This window comes from Streptomyces sp. Ag82_O1-12 (assembly GCF_900182715.1).
Taxonomy (GTDB): Bacteria; Actinomycetota; Actinomycetes; order Streptomycetales; family Streptomycetaceae; genus Streptomyces; species Streptomyces massasporeus.
In genome coordinates, this window is record NZ_FXUW01000001.1 from 4,600,880 (window position 1) to 4,616,629 (window position 15,750).

The 15,750-nt window shown below is 69.0% G+C and carries 13 protein-coding genes; 9 read left to right on the top strand and 4 right to left on the bottom strand.

What is annotated here, in order from left to right; genetic code table 11:
* The first annotated feature begins 23 nt into the window (after positions 1–23).
* The 6 genes from dnaJ to QOL88_RS21180 all read left to right on the top strand — a co-directional run bounded on the left by dnaJ (position 24) and on the right by QOL88_RS21180 (position 7,377).
* The gene (gene dnaJ, locus QOL88_RS21155) at positions 24–1,211 is read left to right on the top strand and encodes a molecular chaperone DnaJ (RefSeq protein ID WP_097218338.1); all 1,188 of its coding nucleotides are present in this window, start codon (positions 24–26) and stop codon (positions 1,209–1,211) included.
* Between the two features lie 5 nt (positions 1,212–1,216).
* On the top strand, positions 1,217–1,669 hold the full coding sequence (locus tag QOL88_RS21160) for a heat shock protein transcriptional repressor HspR (protein WP_062928190.1): 453 nt from the start codon (positions 1,217–1,219) through the stop codon (positions 1,667–1,669).
* Positions 1,670–2,019: 350 nt separating this feature from the next.
* Positions 2,020–3,129, top strand: a complete 1,110-nt coding sequence (locus QOL88_RS21165; protein WP_373559298.1) for a sugar ABC transporter substrate-binding protein — start codon at positions 2,020–2,022, stop codon at positions 3,127–3,129.
* A gap of 852 nt (positions 3,130–3,981) precedes the next feature.
* Positions 3,982–4,356: a hypothetical protein gene (locus QOL88_RS21170; protein ID WP_143668875.1), complete on the top strand. Its 375-nt coding sequence runs from the start codon at positions 3,982–3,984 to the stop codon at positions 4,354–4,356.
* A 172-nt stretch (positions 4,357–4,528) separates the two neighbouring features.
* Complete coding sequence (locus QOL88_RS21175) at positions 4,529–5,215, top strand: ABC transporter ATP-binding protein (protein ID WP_097218346.1); 687 nt, start codon at positions 4,529–4,531, stop codon at positions 5,213–5,215.
* Positions 5,212–7,377 carry a hypothetical protein gene (locus tag QOL88_RS21180; RefSeq protein WP_143668876.1) on the top strand — a complete coding sequence of 722 codons (2,166 nt, stop codon included), beginning with the start codon at positions 5,212–5,214 and terminating at the stop codon, positions 7,375–7,377. The genes QOL88_RS21175 and QOL88_RS21180 overlap by 4 nt, the downstream gene beginning before the upstream one ends.
* A gap of 67 nt (positions 7,378–7,444) precedes the next feature.
* Here QOL88_RS21180 and QOL88_RS21185 read toward each other — a convergent pair whose 3' ends face one another.
* Positions 7,445–8,221, bottom strand: coding sequence for a LuxR C-terminal-related transcriptional regulator (locus QOL88_RS21185; RefSeq protein WP_143668877.1), 777 nt, complete (start codon positions 8,219–8,221; stop codon positions 7,445–7,447).
* 396 nt (positions 8,222–8,617) lie between these two features.
* Between QOL88_RS21185 and QOL88_RS21190 the strand changes: the two genes are divergently transcribed.
* Positions 8,618–9,655, top strand: coding sequence for a helix-turn-helix transcriptional regulator (locus tag QOL88_RS21190; protein ID WP_097218357.1), 1,038 nt, complete (start codon positions 8,618–8,620; stop codon positions 9,653–9,655).
* Here the strand turns inward: QOL88_RS21190 and QOL88_RS21195 are convergent.
* Together QOL88_RS21195 and QOL88_RS21200 are read right to left on the bottom strand one after the other, a co-directional pair.
* Entirely contained in the window at positions 9,618–10,604 is a 987-nt protein-coding gene (locus QOL88_RS21195; protein ID WP_097218359.1) for a helix-turn-helix transcriptional regulator, read from the bottom strand. The genes QOL88_RS21190 and QOL88_RS21195 overlap by 38 nt on opposite strands.
* Positions 10,601–11,620 carry a helix-turn-helix domain-containing protein gene (locus QOL88_RS21200; RefSeq protein ID WP_179878919.1) on the bottom strand — a complete coding sequence of 340 codons (1,020 nt, stop codon included), beginning with the start codon at positions 11,618–11,620 and terminating at the stop codon, positions 10,601–10,603. The genes QOL88_RS21195 and QOL88_RS21200 overlap by 4 nt, the downstream gene beginning before the upstream one ends.
* Positions 11,621–11,936: 316 nt before the next feature.
* Here QOL88_RS21200 and QOL88_RS21205 point away from each other — a divergent pair, with 316 nt between their 5' ends.
* On the top strand, positions 11,937–12,272 hold the full coding sequence (locus QOL88_RS21205; protein WP_030846386.1) for a Rieske (2Fe-2S) protein: 336 nt from the start codon (positions 11,937–11,939) through the stop codon (positions 12,270–12,272).
* Between the two features lie 168 nt (positions 12,273–12,440).
* Here the strand turns inward: QOL88_RS21205 and QOL88_RS21210 are convergent, their stop codons facing one another.
* Positions 12,441–12,857: a TIGR03618 family F420-dependent PPOX class oxidoreductase gene (locus QOL88_RS21210; protein WP_097218367.1), complete on the bottom strand. Its 417-nt coding sequence runs from the start codon at positions 12,855–12,857 to the stop codon at positions 12,441–12,443.
* A gap of 104 nt (positions 12,858–12,961) precedes the next feature.
* Between QOL88_RS21210 and clpB the strand changes: the two genes are divergently transcribed.
* Positions 12,962–15,559, top strand: coding sequence for an ATP-dependent chaperone ClpB (clpB, locus tag QOL88_RS21215; RefSeq protein ID WP_097218369.1), 2,598 nt, complete (start codon positions 12,962–12,964; stop codon positions 15,557–15,559).
* The last annotated feature ends 191 nt before the right edge of the window (positions 15,560–15,750 follow it).

Genomic DNA, 15,750 nt, shown 5'->3' on the forward strand with positions numbered 1-15,750 from the left:
GAAGGGAAGGAGGGGCGTCGAGGATGAGCACCAAGGACTTCATCGAGAAGGACTACTACAAGGTCCTCGGCGTCCCCAAGGACGCCACCGAGGCCGAGATCAAGAAGGCGTACCGGAAGCTCGCCCGCGAGTTCCACCCGGACGCCAACACCGGCAACGTCAAGGCGGAGGAGCGCTTCAAGGAGATCTCCGAGGCCAACGACATCCTCGGCGACCCCAAGAAGCGCAAGGAGTACGACGACGCGCGCGCCCTCTTCGGCAACGGCGGCTTCCGCCCGGGGCCGGGCGGCGCGGGCGGCTCCTTCAACTTCGACCTGGGCGACCTCTTCGGAGGCGGCGCCCAGGGCGGCGGCCAGGGAGCCGGCGGCTTCGGCGGCGGACTCGGTGACGTTTTCGGGGGCCTGTTCAACCGCGGCGGCGCGGGCGGGCCGGGGACGCGTACGCACCCCCGGCGCGGCCAGGACATCGAGTCCGAGGTCACGCTCAGCTTCACCGAGGCGATCGAGGGCGCGACCGTCCCGCTGCGGATGTCGTCGCAGTCTCCCTGCAAGGCCTGTTCGGGCACCGGCGACAAGAACGGCACGCCGCGCGTGTGCCCGACCTGCGTCGGCACCGGGCAGGTCGCCCGGGGCAGCGGCGGCGGCTTCTCCCTGACCGACCCCTGCCCGGACTGCAAGGGCCGCGGCCTGATCGCGGAGAACGCCTGCGAGGTCTGCAAGGGCAGCGGCCGGGCCAAGTCCTCGCGGACCATGCAGGTGCGCATCCCCGCCGGCGTCAGCGACAGCCAGCGGATCCGGCTGCGCGGCAAGGGAGCGCCGGGCGAGCGCGGCGGGCCGGCGGGCGACCTCTACGTGGTCGTGCACGTCGACACCCACCCGGTGTTCGGCCGCAAGGAGGACAACCTCACGGTCACCGTCCCGGTGACCTTCACCGAGGCGGCCCTCGGCGGCGAGGTGCGGGTGCCCACCCTGGGCGGCCCGCCCGTCACGCTGAAGCTGCCTCCGGGCACGCCCAACGGGCGCACCATGCGCGCCCGGGGCAAGGGCGCGGTCCGCAAGGACGGCACCCGCGGCGACCTTCTGGTCACCGTGGAGGTGAGTGTTCCGAAGGACCTGACGGGGAAGGCTCGTGACGCACTCGAGGCGTACCGCGAGGCGACCGCGGGTGAGGATCCGCGGGCGGATCTGTTCCAGGCCGCGAAGGGAGCATGAGTCAGATGGACGGTCGTCGGCGCAATCCGTATGAACTGACCGAGGAAACCCCGGTCTACGTCATCTCGGTGGCGGCCCAGCTGTCCGGCCTGCACCCCCAGACCCTGCGCCAGTACGACCGGCTGGGCCTGGTGTCCCCGGACCGCACCGCGGGCCGGGGCCGGCGCTACTCGGCTCGCGACATCGAGCTGCTGCGCACCGTCCAGCAGTTGTCGCAGGACGAGGGCATCAACCTGGCCGGTATCAAGCGCATCATCGAACTGGAGAACCAGGTCGCCGCGCTCCAGGCCCGGCTGGCCGAGATGCAGGACGCGCTCGACGGAGCGGCGGCGGCGATGCGCCAGCGCGAGGCCGCGGTGCACGCGTCGTACCGCCGCGACCTGGTGCCGTACCAGGAGGTGCAGCAGACCAGCGCGCTGGTGGTGTGGCGGCCGAAGCGGCAGCAGCAGTCCGACTGACGCGGATGCGCACATGAGAGGGCCGGGAGCTCACTCCCGGCCCTTTCGTGTGCCTTGGTGTGGTCTCACCCGGTCTCACCCGATCTCAGCCGGTCTCATGCGGTCTCACCCGGCCTCACCCGGCCTCACCCGGTATCACCTGGTCTCGCTCGGTCTCCTGCGGATGACCGGAACGTGCGCGGCACTTGAAGGTGATTCCGCAGAGTCTTCACAACTGCTGCGGAGCGTGGTGTTGTCATCTCGTTAAGTGGTTCCGCTTGACGCTGGGGGCGCATCCGCGTTGGCTTTTCAGTCACATGGGTCCCAAAAGCGGTGCCCACGTCCGAATCACACGCGAAGTGAGCTCCCGCATGCGTCGTCGCCTCTCCATATCCGTGGCAGCCGCCACGATGTCCGTCACGCTCGCCGGTTGCGGCGTGCTCAACGCGACGGGGAGCAGTGACGACGCGAGCCCGGCGAAGGGCAACGACATCACGGTGGGCCTGCTCCTGCCGGAGAAGGCGAACACGCGGTACGAGAACTTCGACTACCCGATCATCAAGCAGAAGGTCGAGTCGCTCACCAACGACAAGGGCCGCGTCGAGTACGCCAACGCCGAGGCGAACGCGGACAAGCAGGCGGGCCAGCTGCAGCAGATGATCGACGACCGGGTCGACGTGATCCTGCTGGACGCCGTCGACGCGCAGGCCATCGCGAGCGGCGTGAAGAAGGCCAAGGAGGCCGGCATCCCGGTCATCGCCTACGACCGGCTGGCCGAGGGCCCGATCGACGCCTACATCTCCTTCGACAACGAGCTGGTCGGCGAGGTCCAGGGCCGCACCCTGCTGGAGGCCATCGGCGAGAAGGCGAGCCTCTCCGACAAGATCGTCATGATGAACGGCTCGTCGACGGACCCGAACGCCAAGCAGTTCAAGGCGGGCGCGATGTCCGAGCTGAACGGCAAGGTGACGATCGCCGAGTCCTTCGACACCAAGGACTGGAAGCCGGAGAACGCCGAGGCCAACATGGCCGACGCGATCCGGAAGATCGGCAAGGGCAACATCGCGGCGGTGTACTCCGCCAACGACGGCATGGCGGGAGGCATCGTCAAGGCGCTGGAGGCCGCAGGCGTGTCCGACCTGCCCCCGATCACCGGGCAGGACGCGGAGCTCCCCGCCGTGCAGCGGATCCTCAGCGGCGAGCAGTACATGAGCGTGTACAAGTCCTACCCGCAGGAGGCGGAGAACGCCGCGGAGATGGCCGTCGCCAAGGTCCAGGGCCGCGACATCCAGTTCGCCGCCCTCACCCGCGACAAGGTCGACAGCCCCACGGACAAGGGCATCCCGGCGCAGCTCGTGCCCGTGGTCGCGCTCACCAAGGAGAACATCAAGGACACGGTGGTCGCGGACGACATCTACAAGCTGTCGGACATCTGCACCGCCGAGTACAAGGCGGCGTGCCAGGCTGCCGGTCTGAAGTAGGCGAGCCTCGTGCCGGGGCCGGCTGGGCCCGTTAGCAGCCCCTGCCCAGGGCTTCGTTCTGGTGCACGCGACCGACGAGGGATCCGCCAGGGAGCGGGGCCGAGCGGCGGGCGCGCCAGCCGGGGACCTGTGTGAATGAGGGCAGGAGAGGGTCACCCGGCAGCTGAGGGCGCTCGTCGACATGAAGGAGGCCGAGGGGGAACGACCTCGGTGGTGACGCCGACCTGTACACGCCTCAATTCCGTTACGGGGCGGTGTACGAGCGGCTGGAGCCGCTGCCTGCCCGCGACGGCTCTTGGCCGCGCCCGGCCGTTCGCGTTCGCAATCCCCTCGTGAACCGTAGCCGGGCGTCCGTCCCACGTACCGGGTACGTGATAGGACACGTCAGCCGCCGCATGCACCCGGCGGAACGCGTCAAGCCCTCACCGGTCACCGGTCACCTGGACCGGCACGGCGCTGACCCGCCTCAAACGACAGCTCCTTGCCCGATCCCACTCGCTGCTCCGTGCTCATCGCCATTCCGTTCGGCTTCGCCTGATCCACCGTCCCTCTCGCGATGCTTCCCCTCGGCGTCCTGCTCAGCGGGCAGTTCCCAGAGAGTCCCATGAGGGGTCTCGCCCCAGGGAGGGACTCAGCCCGGTCCGGATCCCAGACCCGCCACCCGTGTGTGGGCGGGCCCCCTCACGGGTGGGGCCCAGGTGTCATACCCCCCGATGGGTGGGTTCCTCCGGTGATCGCTGCCCGGCAGTCTTGAGGAACACGGGACGCACGGCTTTTCGCGGTGCGTTCCCGACCCTTCCGAACCGCGGCGGAAGGAGAACACCATCAGGGAGAGGAAGCACCTTCGTGAACATGAGAACCGCACGGCGCGTGGGGGTCGGGATCATCGCCGCTCTCGCGCTCGGAACGGCGACGCCTGCCTTCGCGGACGAGTTGGGGCCGCACTACTACGAGGGCGAGCTCAAGTTCTGGACCGAGAGCAACCGCACGATCATGAACATCAAGGACACGGGCAACGACCACTGGGTCAAGGCGGAGTACTACCGAGTGGCCCATCCGGACGACAAGCTGACCCTGTGGAACAAGGACGGTCCCAACGGGCCCAAGGACAACGACGGTAACAAGGGCACGGTCGAGAGCGGCAAGGCATCCGAGATTTTCAAGGCTCGCGGCACCGTCTCCCGCAACAACCTGCCGGACTGGCACACCGATTGGTTCTCGAGCTGAGTGAGTTGAACTCGTAGGCCTAGCCCGTGTCGGTATGCACCGGTGCACACCGACACGGGCCGAAAGCCTGACCGGAGGGGGCCCACAGCGCCTTCCGGTCAGGCTTGTCCTCGTGTGACGCACCGCCCCCCTTCTATGCAGTTGTCATTCCGACTCGGCCGAGGAGCCCCGCGTGAACCCACCCCCCGCCCCACCCGTGTTGCACCTGAGCGAGGTGGCCTACGGCGTCTCCGGTCGGCGTCTTCTCGACGGCGTCGATCTCACCGTGTCGGCCGGACAGTCCGTCTCCGTGATGGGGCCCTCAGGCAGTGGCAAGTCGACGTTACTGATGTGCCTCATGGGGCTGATCCGCCCTCAGTCGGGCCGGGTGGAGGTAGCGGGTGAGGACATCACTCGGTTGTCGGCTCGAAAGCTTGCCGCTCACCGGCGACAGCACATCGGCATGATCTTCCAGTTCGGCGAACTCCTCCCTGAACTGACTCCGGTGGAGAACGTGATGATCGCGAGCCTCCTGGCCGGCGACCCCGTCGACGACGCGCGCAACCGGGCGACGAGTCTGCTCACCGATCTCGGGGTGCCCGAGGCTGCGACTACGCAAGACCTGTCCGGAGGTGAACGGCAACGGGTCGCCGTGGCCCGCGCCCTGATCAATACGCCCGAACTACTGCTCGCCGACGAGCCGACCGGTGCCCTGGATGGGGATCAGCGCGAGGCCGTCGCAGATCTGCTCTTCAGCACCCCGCGCAACCATGCGTGCGCCTTGCTCGTGGTGACCCATGACCTCGCGGTGGCAGGTCGAGCCGACGTTCAACTGCGCTTGCACGAAGGCCGCTTGGTTCAACTGATGGATGCGCGATGAACGGCGGAGGACTGCGTCGGCGGCTGCTGCGCATGGGCTGGGCCGCTTCGCAGGCGGCGGAGGCCGGTCGCATTCGGTTCTACGCCTTGTTCGCCGCCACCGCGGTCGCTGTTCTCGTGGTCGCCGGATCCCTGCTAGCCGCATCCTCCTTCGACGGCCGTACGGAACGTAGCTCTGCCCGGTGGCCCCAGGTGACTGACGGCGCGCACGCCACATTGCTGTGGCGCGCGACAATTGCATCCGTCGGGGAGCGCCAGTACGACGTCGTATACATCGAGCCCCTCACGGCCGACGCCCCTCTGCCGCCCGGACTGAGCCGCTGGCCCGAACGCGGTGAGGCCGTGTTGTCGCCCGCCCTCAAGAGAGCCGGGGTGCGCACGGAGTACGGCACGCCCGTGGGTTCGATCGCCAGGAAGGGGCTGGAGTCGCCGAGCGAGTTTTTCGCCTATGTGCGGCCCACCGCTGAGCGGCTGGACACCAAGAGCATGACCAAAGTATCCGGCTTCGGCGTCCCATGGTCCCCACCTCTCGGCGAGCATCTGTACAACTTCGGTGACGCGGAATTCCGCTGGGCCTACCTCGCCATGGTCGGCCTGCCAGCCGGACTGTTCGTCGTGATAGCAGCCCGGGTCGGCGCTGCGGGACGTGACCGGCGTACCGCTGTGCTGGCGGCACTGGGCGCCTCGACCGGCGCGCGCGCCTGGTTCACGGTGGGCGAGGCGCTCATCCCGGTAACCCTCGGCGCGTTGCTGGGGGCGTCGGCACTCGCTCCGGTGCTCGCCACCGACATTCCGCTGCCCGTGGTCGAGTTCGTGTTGTATGCACCCGACGCGTGGGCGGCCCTGCCCGCGCTCATGGGCGCCGTGCTGGGCGTGCCGTTCGCCGTTCTGGTGGTCGTCGTGTTGCTGCAGCCGCCGTACCGGCCTGGGCGCTCGACCCGGCCGACCGCCGCGAAGCAGCGGCGGGAGTGGCCGCTGTGGTTGTTCCCCGTAGCCCTGTTCGGCACGGTGCGGGGCGTCGACCTGGCTCCCTACGACTTTCGTCTGCCCGTTCTCGCGGGTGGCAGCGTCCTCACCATCGCACTGCTGCCCCGGGTGATCGGAGCAGTGGTGGCAGCCACCGGTCCCGCGATGGCTAAGGCCGGTGCGGCCCGTGGCAGGGTCGGGATGCTCATTGCCGGGCGGCGTCTGGCGGTTGGTGCGCGACCGGTCGCACGGTTGGTTGCAGCGGTGGTCATCGCGATCGGGCTGGCTGCCCAAGGACAGATCGCCATCAGCTTGTTCACCGAGATGAGCGATCGTGTGCACAGTGTGGAGCGCCAGCTGGGCACCAGCGTGCTGAGTGTCTCGACGACGCTGTCGACGGCCCATGCCGACGTAGCGGCCTTCGAACGCGCCCTGGGGCCGGAAACGCACGCCGTGGCCGTGACGGTGGGTTCCGAGGGCGGGCGGCTGGATCTCGTCGCCGGTTGCAGGGCGTGGCGAGCGCTCGGCACACCCTGCCCCCCTCGTGGCCGGGCCACCGAACTGCGGCGCACCGGGCACGAGGGCCTGGCCCAGGCCATCGGGCTGGAGCGGTCCGTCGGAGTACGCCTCTACGCCCGAACCGGCGACGCCGCCGAGATCACACGCGATGCGGAGAGCGCGTCGCTGATGGTCCTGGCGGGGGACGGCAGACAGCTGTCGCTGTCACAGGTGCACCGCTCGGCCAACGCCCACCTCGCCATGGCCACGAAGGTGCAGGTGTTCGCCATGACCGGCACGATGGGTGGCAGTGGTGAGGGCATCGCCGCCCAGCGGTGGCTGGAGTTGCTCTCCGTGACCGGCGTGCTGGTGATCGTGCTGGTGGCCGGGACCGGTTCGGTGGCTCAGTTCGTCCGGGCAGGACGGGAGTTGGGTCCGGTGTCCGTGCTGACCGGGAACGGCCGGGTCTATTACGCCGTCTCCGTATGGTCGCTGCTGGTGCCGGCCGTCTTCGCGGTCGGCATGGCGGTCGTGGTGACCTGGTACGTCACGACCCCTCTGCAGGCGGCCTCCGGAAGCCGACTGGCGGCCCTGTCCACGGTGGGCGCGGCTGGTCTGCTTTGCGCATCCCTGATCGCATGGTGGGGAGCCCGCACCGCCTCGTCCGCAGGGGCGGCCTGGCGGCCGCGCAACGACTGAACGGCCCGATGCATGGCCGCCGGTCGGTGCACTGCGACCGACCGGCGTCGTCGTGCGTGCGGTCCGCTCAGCCCGGCTCGGGAACGCTCACCCCGCGCTGTGCGGCTGTGGCCGGTTCGGCCAACGTGAAGTGGCGGCGGACCTCGGGTACGGACCCCGAGCACTCGGTGTGCTCCGAGGTACCACGGGCGTGCTCCGGAGGCTTTGGTCCGGGACGGCTACGGGCCTGCCACAAGATCAGGGCCGCTTGGATGCGGTTGTTGGCGGAGAGCTTGGTGTAGATGGCCCGGATGTGGTCCTTGACGGTGTGGCCGCTGATACTCAGCGTCTCGGCCACGACCGGGTTGGAGGCGCCGTTGGCGATCAGCTCGAGGATTTCCCGCTCGCGAGGGCTGAGCGATGTCAGCAACTTTCGCGCGCTGGTGACCTCCTCGGACAGTTGCCCTGGCCTTACGTACTGGTCGACGACGAATCCGGCCGCGGCCGGCGTCAGTGCGAGGCTGCCCGCGGCGGTGGCCCGGACTGCCCACAACAGATGCTCCACGCAGTCGTCCCGCAGCAGTACGCCGCGGACACCGAGCCGTAGCAGCATGCGTGTGGCATGCTCCGTCAGTCGGCTGACCAGGACGATGCGAGCGGGTACGGAAACGCGGTAGGTCCTCAGGGCGCTCAGCGCCTCCTCAGGGTCGTTGTGGCTGGCGACGAGGACGTCCGGCCGTGTCGACCGTACGATATTCGGTGCCTGGTTCCAGGTTCCTTCGCCGACGATCCGGACCCGGCTGTCATCCTGCAAAACGGCTCTGATACCGGCCAGTTCGAGCGATTGGTAGCCGAGTATGGCCACGCGTATCACTTTTCCCCCTGGGTTAGCGGCAGGCCGAAGCTCACGCGAAAGGGCTTCCCCCGGTCGCTCGTGCGGGGGCCGCACATGACCCCGACGCGGGCGCGGTGGGTCGGGGCATCCTCGGTGTGATGTCTCCGGTCGGCCATGTCGAAGTGGTTGGTCTGAACGCCCCACTGACAGGCGGAGTGGTCAATCTCCGCTTCATGCAGTGTGCACGGCATGGTCGATGCGTCGCTACCTTCAGCTTGTTGCACCGCGCCTTTGCGGAGGGGTTCATCTATCGGGTGTTGTGGTGCGTTTTGGCTCATGCGGCGGGCCGAGCCGTGTTGCGGAGCACGTCCCGTCCGCGCATAGTTGCGCTGCGGCAGGACGGCGAAACCGGGGGTGGGATGGGCGATGGCCGGGCACGGGGCGGATGAGCATCCCCATGGTGCCGACCGACTGTGCGACACCGGGGATCGCGTGTACTCCCGGGCCGTACGGCGCGGCCGGGTGCCGCGCCGGGACGCGGAACCGGTGCCCTGCCTGCTGGAACTCGCCCTGCTGCACCCGGATCCCGACGACATGGACTGGCTGGTGCCGACCTCCCCGCAGGAGGTCATGACCCGGCTGCTGCGCGGGATGCACGACGAGGTCAGCGCGAGCCAGCGGCGGGTGGGTTCGGCCGTCGCGGCCGTCGAGTGGTACGCCGGGCTGAGCCGCCAGGTGCGGCCGGCCGCGTCGGGGGCGGAGGGCCCGGCGATCCGGGTCCTGGACGGACTCGCCCGGATCCAGGCCGCGATGGACGAGGCGACCCAGGCGTGCACGGCCGAGGTGCTCACGGTCCAGCCCGGCGGGATCCGCCGCGAGGCGGAGCTCTCCGAGGGGCTGCATCGGTCGCTGGCGCTGCGCGGCCGGGGCGTGCGCATGCGGGACCTGTACACGCATGTCGCCCGGCACGGGCAGGGGCTGCTGACCTATCTGGAGCTGATGGGCGACGCCGTGGAGGCGCGCACGCTGGACGAGGTGATAGACCGGCTGATCCTCTTCGACCGCACGGTCGCCTTCATCCCCGCCAACTCCGACCGCACGATGGCCCTGGAGCTACGGCACCCGGCGATCGTCGAATACCTCGTCACGGTCTTCGAACGGCTGTGGCGCCTGGCCATCCCCCTCACGGCCCCGCTCCCCGACACCGGCATCGAGGGCATCTCGCACCGGGAGCAGTCGATCGCGGCGCTGCTGGCGGAGGGGCACCAGGACGCGGTCATCGCGGAACGGCTGGGCATAAGCGTCCGGACCTGCCGGGCACACATCGCGCGCCTCTCCGAGACGCTGGGGGCGGCGAGCCGTACGCAGTTGGGCGTACGCATCGCCCAGGCGGGCCTGGACGGTCCTCAGCACCCGTCGGCTTCCGTCAGCGTTCCTGGTCAAGAATCCCCGAGCGTCCGATGAGAAACCCGAGTTGCGCCCTGCTCTGACTCCCCAGCGTCGCCGCGAGCTTGGCGATGTGGACGCGGGCGGTGCGGATGTTCATGCCCAGCCGCTCCGCGATGACGGCGTCGGTGTGGCCTTCCACGAGCAGGGCGGCTATGGCGTGCTGGCGGGGGGTGATGCCGTTGTGGGAGGGCTGGGGGGCGGCTTCGGGGTACATGGGTGTGGCCAGACGCCAGAGGCGGTCGAAGGTGACAGCCAGGTGATCCACGATGGCCGGATGACGGATCTCCAGAGCGAGTCTGCCGTCCTCACCGGCCGGGACGAAGGCCACCGTGCGGTCGATGAGGATAAGACGGTCGGGGACCTCGTCCAGCGTGCGGATCTGAACGTCGCCCTTCAGCCGCTCGCAACGGGCCGCGATGATCGGAAAGTGGCGCAACGTGTGCGGGTACAAGGTGCGTATGCGGCAGCCACGGTCCAGCGCTGCCTGGTCACGGCCGAGTGACGCGGCGTCGGCGACCTGACCGCGTTCGCCGGTGAGGCCGGTGCGGGGCTGGACGGTGATCAATTCCTCGGACGCATCGACCACCGCGTCGGTGATGGCCCGATTGATCTGCTCTGTGCCGGTGAGGAGCTGGATCGTCGGAGTTCCGCCGGCCGTGGGCTGCGGGTCGGCGATCCGCATGAGGGAGTCGAATGTCTCGGCCAGCCGTGCTTCGCGCTGCCGTTCGCTCGCGATCCGCTCCTCGGAGCTCCGCAGCAGCCGGTGCAGCGCGATCACAGGGGCGACGGGCTCCAGCCGGGCGGGGTCGTCCAGGGCGGGGTGCAGCAGGCCCAGGTCGACGAGGCAGGGAGCGGCCTGGGCGTCCTCGGCCGGTAGCGGCCCCTGGCGCAGCGCCCGTTCGTACAGGTCCGTGCCCGCGGAGCACAGATCCTCCGTGCCGTGCTCGCGGTGCCGTGCGCTCACTGCGCCGCGCCCTGTGGCTCCAGGATGCCGGACTGCGCGATGAGATAGCCCAGTTGGGCGCGACTCCCGCTGCCCAGAGCTGACGCCAGCTTGGCGATATGAGCCCGGCAGGTGCGGACGTTCATGCCCAGGCGGCGGGCGATGGCCTCGTCGACATGGCCCTCGACCAGAAGCTTGGCGATGGAGTGCTGAATTTCTGTGATGCCGTCCGGGGCGGTTTCGTAGGGGGCGCCGGCGCTGAGCGGAACGGCTCGGTCCCACATGAATTCGAACACCTTGATCAGGTAGCAGACGAGACCCGGATGACGGAGTTCCAGTGCGACCTTCTGGTCGTCGCGCGTGGGGATGAAGGCCACGGTCTCGTCGCAGACGATGAGCCGCTCGACCAGTCCGTCGATGGTCCGGTGCTCCACCTTGCCGTCGGAGAACTGGCCCGCGTAGGCCAGCCTCTCGGGGTTGTGACGCGCCGTGTGTGGATACAGCGTTCGTATGCGCACACCACGTTCGATCAGCGGCCGGTCGCGTTCCAGGCCCTGGATCAGGCTGCGTTCGGGCCGGTGACCGCTCGGCTGGATCGTGAGCATTTCGGACTGGCACTGGGCCGTGGCCAGGTTGAGCGCCGCGTTGATGCGCTCGCTGCCCTCCAGCACCGTGATGGAGTCACTGGTCGTCGTGGCTTGTGCGCTGAGCGCCATGAAGGGGGCGAAGGTGTCGGACAGTTCGATCGACACGCGCCGGCGCTCGGTGATCTCGTTCTCGATGGGATTGAGCCGCTGCGCGAGTGCCACGGCCGGGGGGATGGGGCGCAGCCAGTCCGGATCGTCGGGGTCCGGGTGGAGAAGGGCGAAATCGATCAGGCAGGGAGCCGCTTCCACGTCTGCTCGCAGAACGCGTCCCGCACGCAGGGCGTTCGCGTAAAGTCGGCCACCTTCCTCGCACATCTCGGTCACCACATGGGGATGTGTCACCTTGGTCCGATTCGTTGTCAAATCTCCACCCCCCAGGGTCCTGAACATGCAGGAACATGATGCATCGATTCTGTGGCCATGACGTGCCCGAATGAGCCATCGTCGTATTCGACGGGGGAAGAGGGGACCTTCAAGTGAGGACGAAGCCGACTATGCGTAACAGAATGCTTCGCTTGGGGCTTGTCGCCGCCTTCTCTGCCGTCGTGGCCTTCGGAACCGTAAGTGGCCTTTCGGACGCGAACGGCGACGACCGGGCGGACAGTGTCTGGCCGGCGGCTGCCAAGAGTCATGTTCTGGCGGACAGTGTGTGGCCGGCGGCGGCGCAATCCACGGAGACCGCAGCAGACGGAGCCGGGAGCTGACCGTGACCACTCCACCCGACGACCGCTCCTTCCGTCGTGAAATGGCCACCGCCTACCGCTCCGGCTGGCACTTCATCGACCTGGTCACCGCCATCCCCCACAGCGGTGACTCGTTGATGGTGACTGTTTTCGGTGAGCCGGTGGTCGTGACGCGGGACGACGACGAGGACGTACGGGCGTACCGGTGTCTGCGGCGGCCTCGGGGGGCGCCGCAGCCAGTGCGATGTGCCGTACGGTACGGAATGATCTTTGTGAACCTGGACCAAAGGGACCACCAGCAGGTGGAGGCCGACTCTCCTGCCCCGAGGACCATCTCTGCCACCCCCCGCAGTGCCTGACGCGATTCCCCCGTCGTAACAGATCGCTCAGGTGCTTCCCCCCGCAGCGGCGTCACCGTGACCTGAACACGGTGACGCCGCTGCAGTTTCCGGGGATATTTCCGGGTATCGGCGCAATCCGGCGGGTGGCTTGATCCAGTCGATCACCGGTGTGGATTTTCACTTCGCTCACCCCCGCCCCATCGCCCGCGTCAGGTGGATCTCGATCACCACGCGTGCCGGATTGGGCGACGGCGTCCTGCCGTAGCGCTCCGCGTAGCGCCGCTCCGCCTCGGCGACCCGGTCCGGTTCGTCGTGAACGAAGGCCCGGCCCTCCAGCGTCGCCCAGCGGCGCCCCTCCAGCTGGCAGACGGCGACGGCCGCCCCCTCCTCGCCGGCGGCCCGCACGTACCGCACTTTCGCGCTCGCCCGGTTGGTGATGACCCGAGCCAGACGGGCCTCGGGATCGTATGTGACCCCGACGGGTACCAGATGCGGAGTGCCGTCCGGGCGGGGAGTCGTCAGGGTGCACAGGTGCCGCTCCCGCCAGAAGTCGAGATACGACGGGTCCGGAGCGCCGGGGTCCACGGAGTACTTGGTCGCCATGCCCCGGAACTTAGACCCCCCGAGCCTCCCGGAACCGTCCTTGAGTGCACTAGACTCAACTTTGTGCAAGCCGTTCGGGTCAGTGCAAGGAGGAGAACGCGAACGTGGACGCCGAGCTGACCAACCGGAGCCGGGACGCGATCAACGCTGCCAGCAACCGGGCCGTGACCGAGGGACACGCCGACCTCACCCCTGCCCATCTGCTGCTCGCGCTGCTCCAGGGACAGGACAACGAGAACATCACCGACCTGCTCGCCGCGGTCGACGCCGACCAGGCCGCCGTCCGCTCCGGAGCCGAGCGCGTGCTCGCCGGGCTGCCGAGCGTGACCGGGTCGACCGTCGCGCCGCCCCAGCCCAACCGCGAGATGCTCGCCGTCGTCGCCGACGCACAGGCCCGCGCCAAGGACCTGGGCGACGAGTACCTCTCCACCGAGCACCTCCTCATCGCCCTCGCCGCGAAGGGCGGCGCGGCCGGCGAGGTGCTGTCCCGGCAGGGTGCCGACGCCAGGAAGCTCCAGGCCGCTTTCCAGAAGACACGAGGGCAACGACGCGTGACCACCGCCGACCCGGAGGGGCAGTACAAGGCCCTGGAGAAGTTCGGGACCGACTTCACCGCCGCCGCGCGGGAGGGCAAGCTCGACCCCGTCATCGGGCGAGACCAGGAGATCCGGCGTGTCGTGCAGGTGCTGTCCCGGCGGACCAAGAACAACCCCGTGCTGATCGGCGAGCCCGGCGTCGGCAAGACCGCCGTCGTCGAGGGGCTCGCCCAGCGGATCGTGAAGGGCGACGTGCCCGAGTCGCTGAAGGACAAGCGGCTCGTCGCGCTCGACCTGGGAGCCATGGTCGCCGGGGCGAAGTACCGGGGCGAGTTCGAGGAGCGGCTGAAGACCGTCCTCGCCGAGATCAAGGGCTCCGACGGGCAGATCATCACCTTCATCGACGAGCTGCACACCGTTGTCGGGGCCGGCGCGGGCGGCGACTCCGCCATGGACGCCGGGAACATGCTGAAGCCCATGCTCGCCCGCGGCGAGCTGCGCATGGTCGGAGCCACGACCCTCGACGAGTACCGCGAACGCATCGAGAAGGACCCCGCCCTGGAGCGGCGCTTCCAGCAGGTGCTGGTCGCCGAGCCGACCGTCGAGGATTCGATCGCGATCCTCCGTGGGCTCAAGGGCCGCTACGAGGCTCACCACAAGGTCCAGATCGCCGACAGCGCGCTCGTCGCCGCCGCGTCGCTCTCCGACCGGTACATCACCTCCCGCTTCCTGCCCGACAAGGCCATCGACCTCGTCGACGAGGCGGCCTCCCGCCTCCGCATGGAGATCGACTCCTCACCCGTCGAGATCGACGAACTCCAGCGCGCCGTCGACCGGTTGAAGATGGAGGAGCTGGCGATCGGCAAGGAGACCGACGCCGCCTCCCGCGAGCGCCTGGAGAAGCTGCGCCGCGACCTCGCCGACAAGGAGGAGGAGCTGCGCGGCCTCACCGCCCGCTGGGAGAAGGAGAAGCAGTCCCTCAACCGCGTCGGTGAACTGAAGGAACGCCTCGACGAGATCCGCGGCCAGGCCGAACGCGCCCAGCGCGACGGCGACTTCGACACCGCCTCCAAGCTCCTCTACGGCGAGATCCCCACCCTGGAAAAGGAGTTGGAGGCCGCCTCCGAGGCCGAGGAGGAGGTCGCCAAGGACACCATGGTCAAGGAGGAGGTCGGCTCCGACGACATCGCCGACGTCGTCGCCTCCTGGACCGGCATCCCGGCCGGGCGCCTGCTGGAGGGCGAGACGCAGAAGCTGCTGCGCATGGAGGACGAGCTCGGCAAGCGGCTCATCGGCCAGACCGAGGCCGTGCGCGCGGTCTCCGACGCCGTACGACGCTCCCGCGCCGGCATCGCCGACCCCGACCGCCCCACCGGCTCCTTCCTCTTCCTCGGCCCGACCGGCGTCGGCAAGACGGAACTGGCCAAGGCCCTCGCCGACTTCCTCTTCGACGACGAGCGGGCGATGGTCCGCATCGACATGTCGGAGTACAGCGAGAAGCACAGCGTGGCCCGGCTGGTCGGCGCCCCGCCCGGATACGTCGGCTACGAGGAGGGCGGCCAGCTCACCGAGGCCGTGCGCCGCCGCCCGTACTCCGTCGTCCTGCTGGACGAGGTGGAGAAGGCCCACCCGGAGGTCTTCGACATCCTGCTCCAGGTGCTGGACGACGGCCGGCTCACCGACGGGCAGGGCCGCACGGTCGACTTCCGCAACACCATCCTGGTGCTGACGTCGAACCTCGGCAGCCAGTACCTGGTCGACCCGGTGACCAGCGAACAGGAGAAGAAGGAGCAGGTCCTGGAGGTGGTGCGGACCTCCTTCAAGCCGGAGTTCCTCAACCGCCTGGACGACCTGGTCGTCTTCGCCGCGCTGACCAAGCCCGAGCTGGAGCGCATCGCGAAGCTCCAGCTGGAACGCCTGGCCAAGCGGCTCGCCGAGCGGCGCCTCACCCTGGACATCACGCCCGAGGCCCTGGCCTGGCTCGCGGAGGAGGGCATGGACCCGGCGTACGGCGCCCGGCCGCTGCGACGCCTCGTCCAGTCCGCCATCGGCGACCGGCTCGCCAAGGAGATCCTGTCCGGCGAGATCAAGGACGGCGACACGGTCCGGGTGGACCGCTTCGAGGACGGGCTGCTGGTGGGCCCGGCAACGGGCAAGACCCCGTAGGACGTCACACCGGGACGCCGTAGGACGTCACATCGTGAACGCCGAGAACCGCACCAGCGCGGTCTCGGCGTTCTCGTACTCGACCCTCTGACTACACGCCCTCGATGTCGGCGACTCCGTCACGAAATCCCTGGTCACCGCCGACACGTCTCATGGTCATGGCCACGTCGAAGACGTAAACCCTCCGTAAA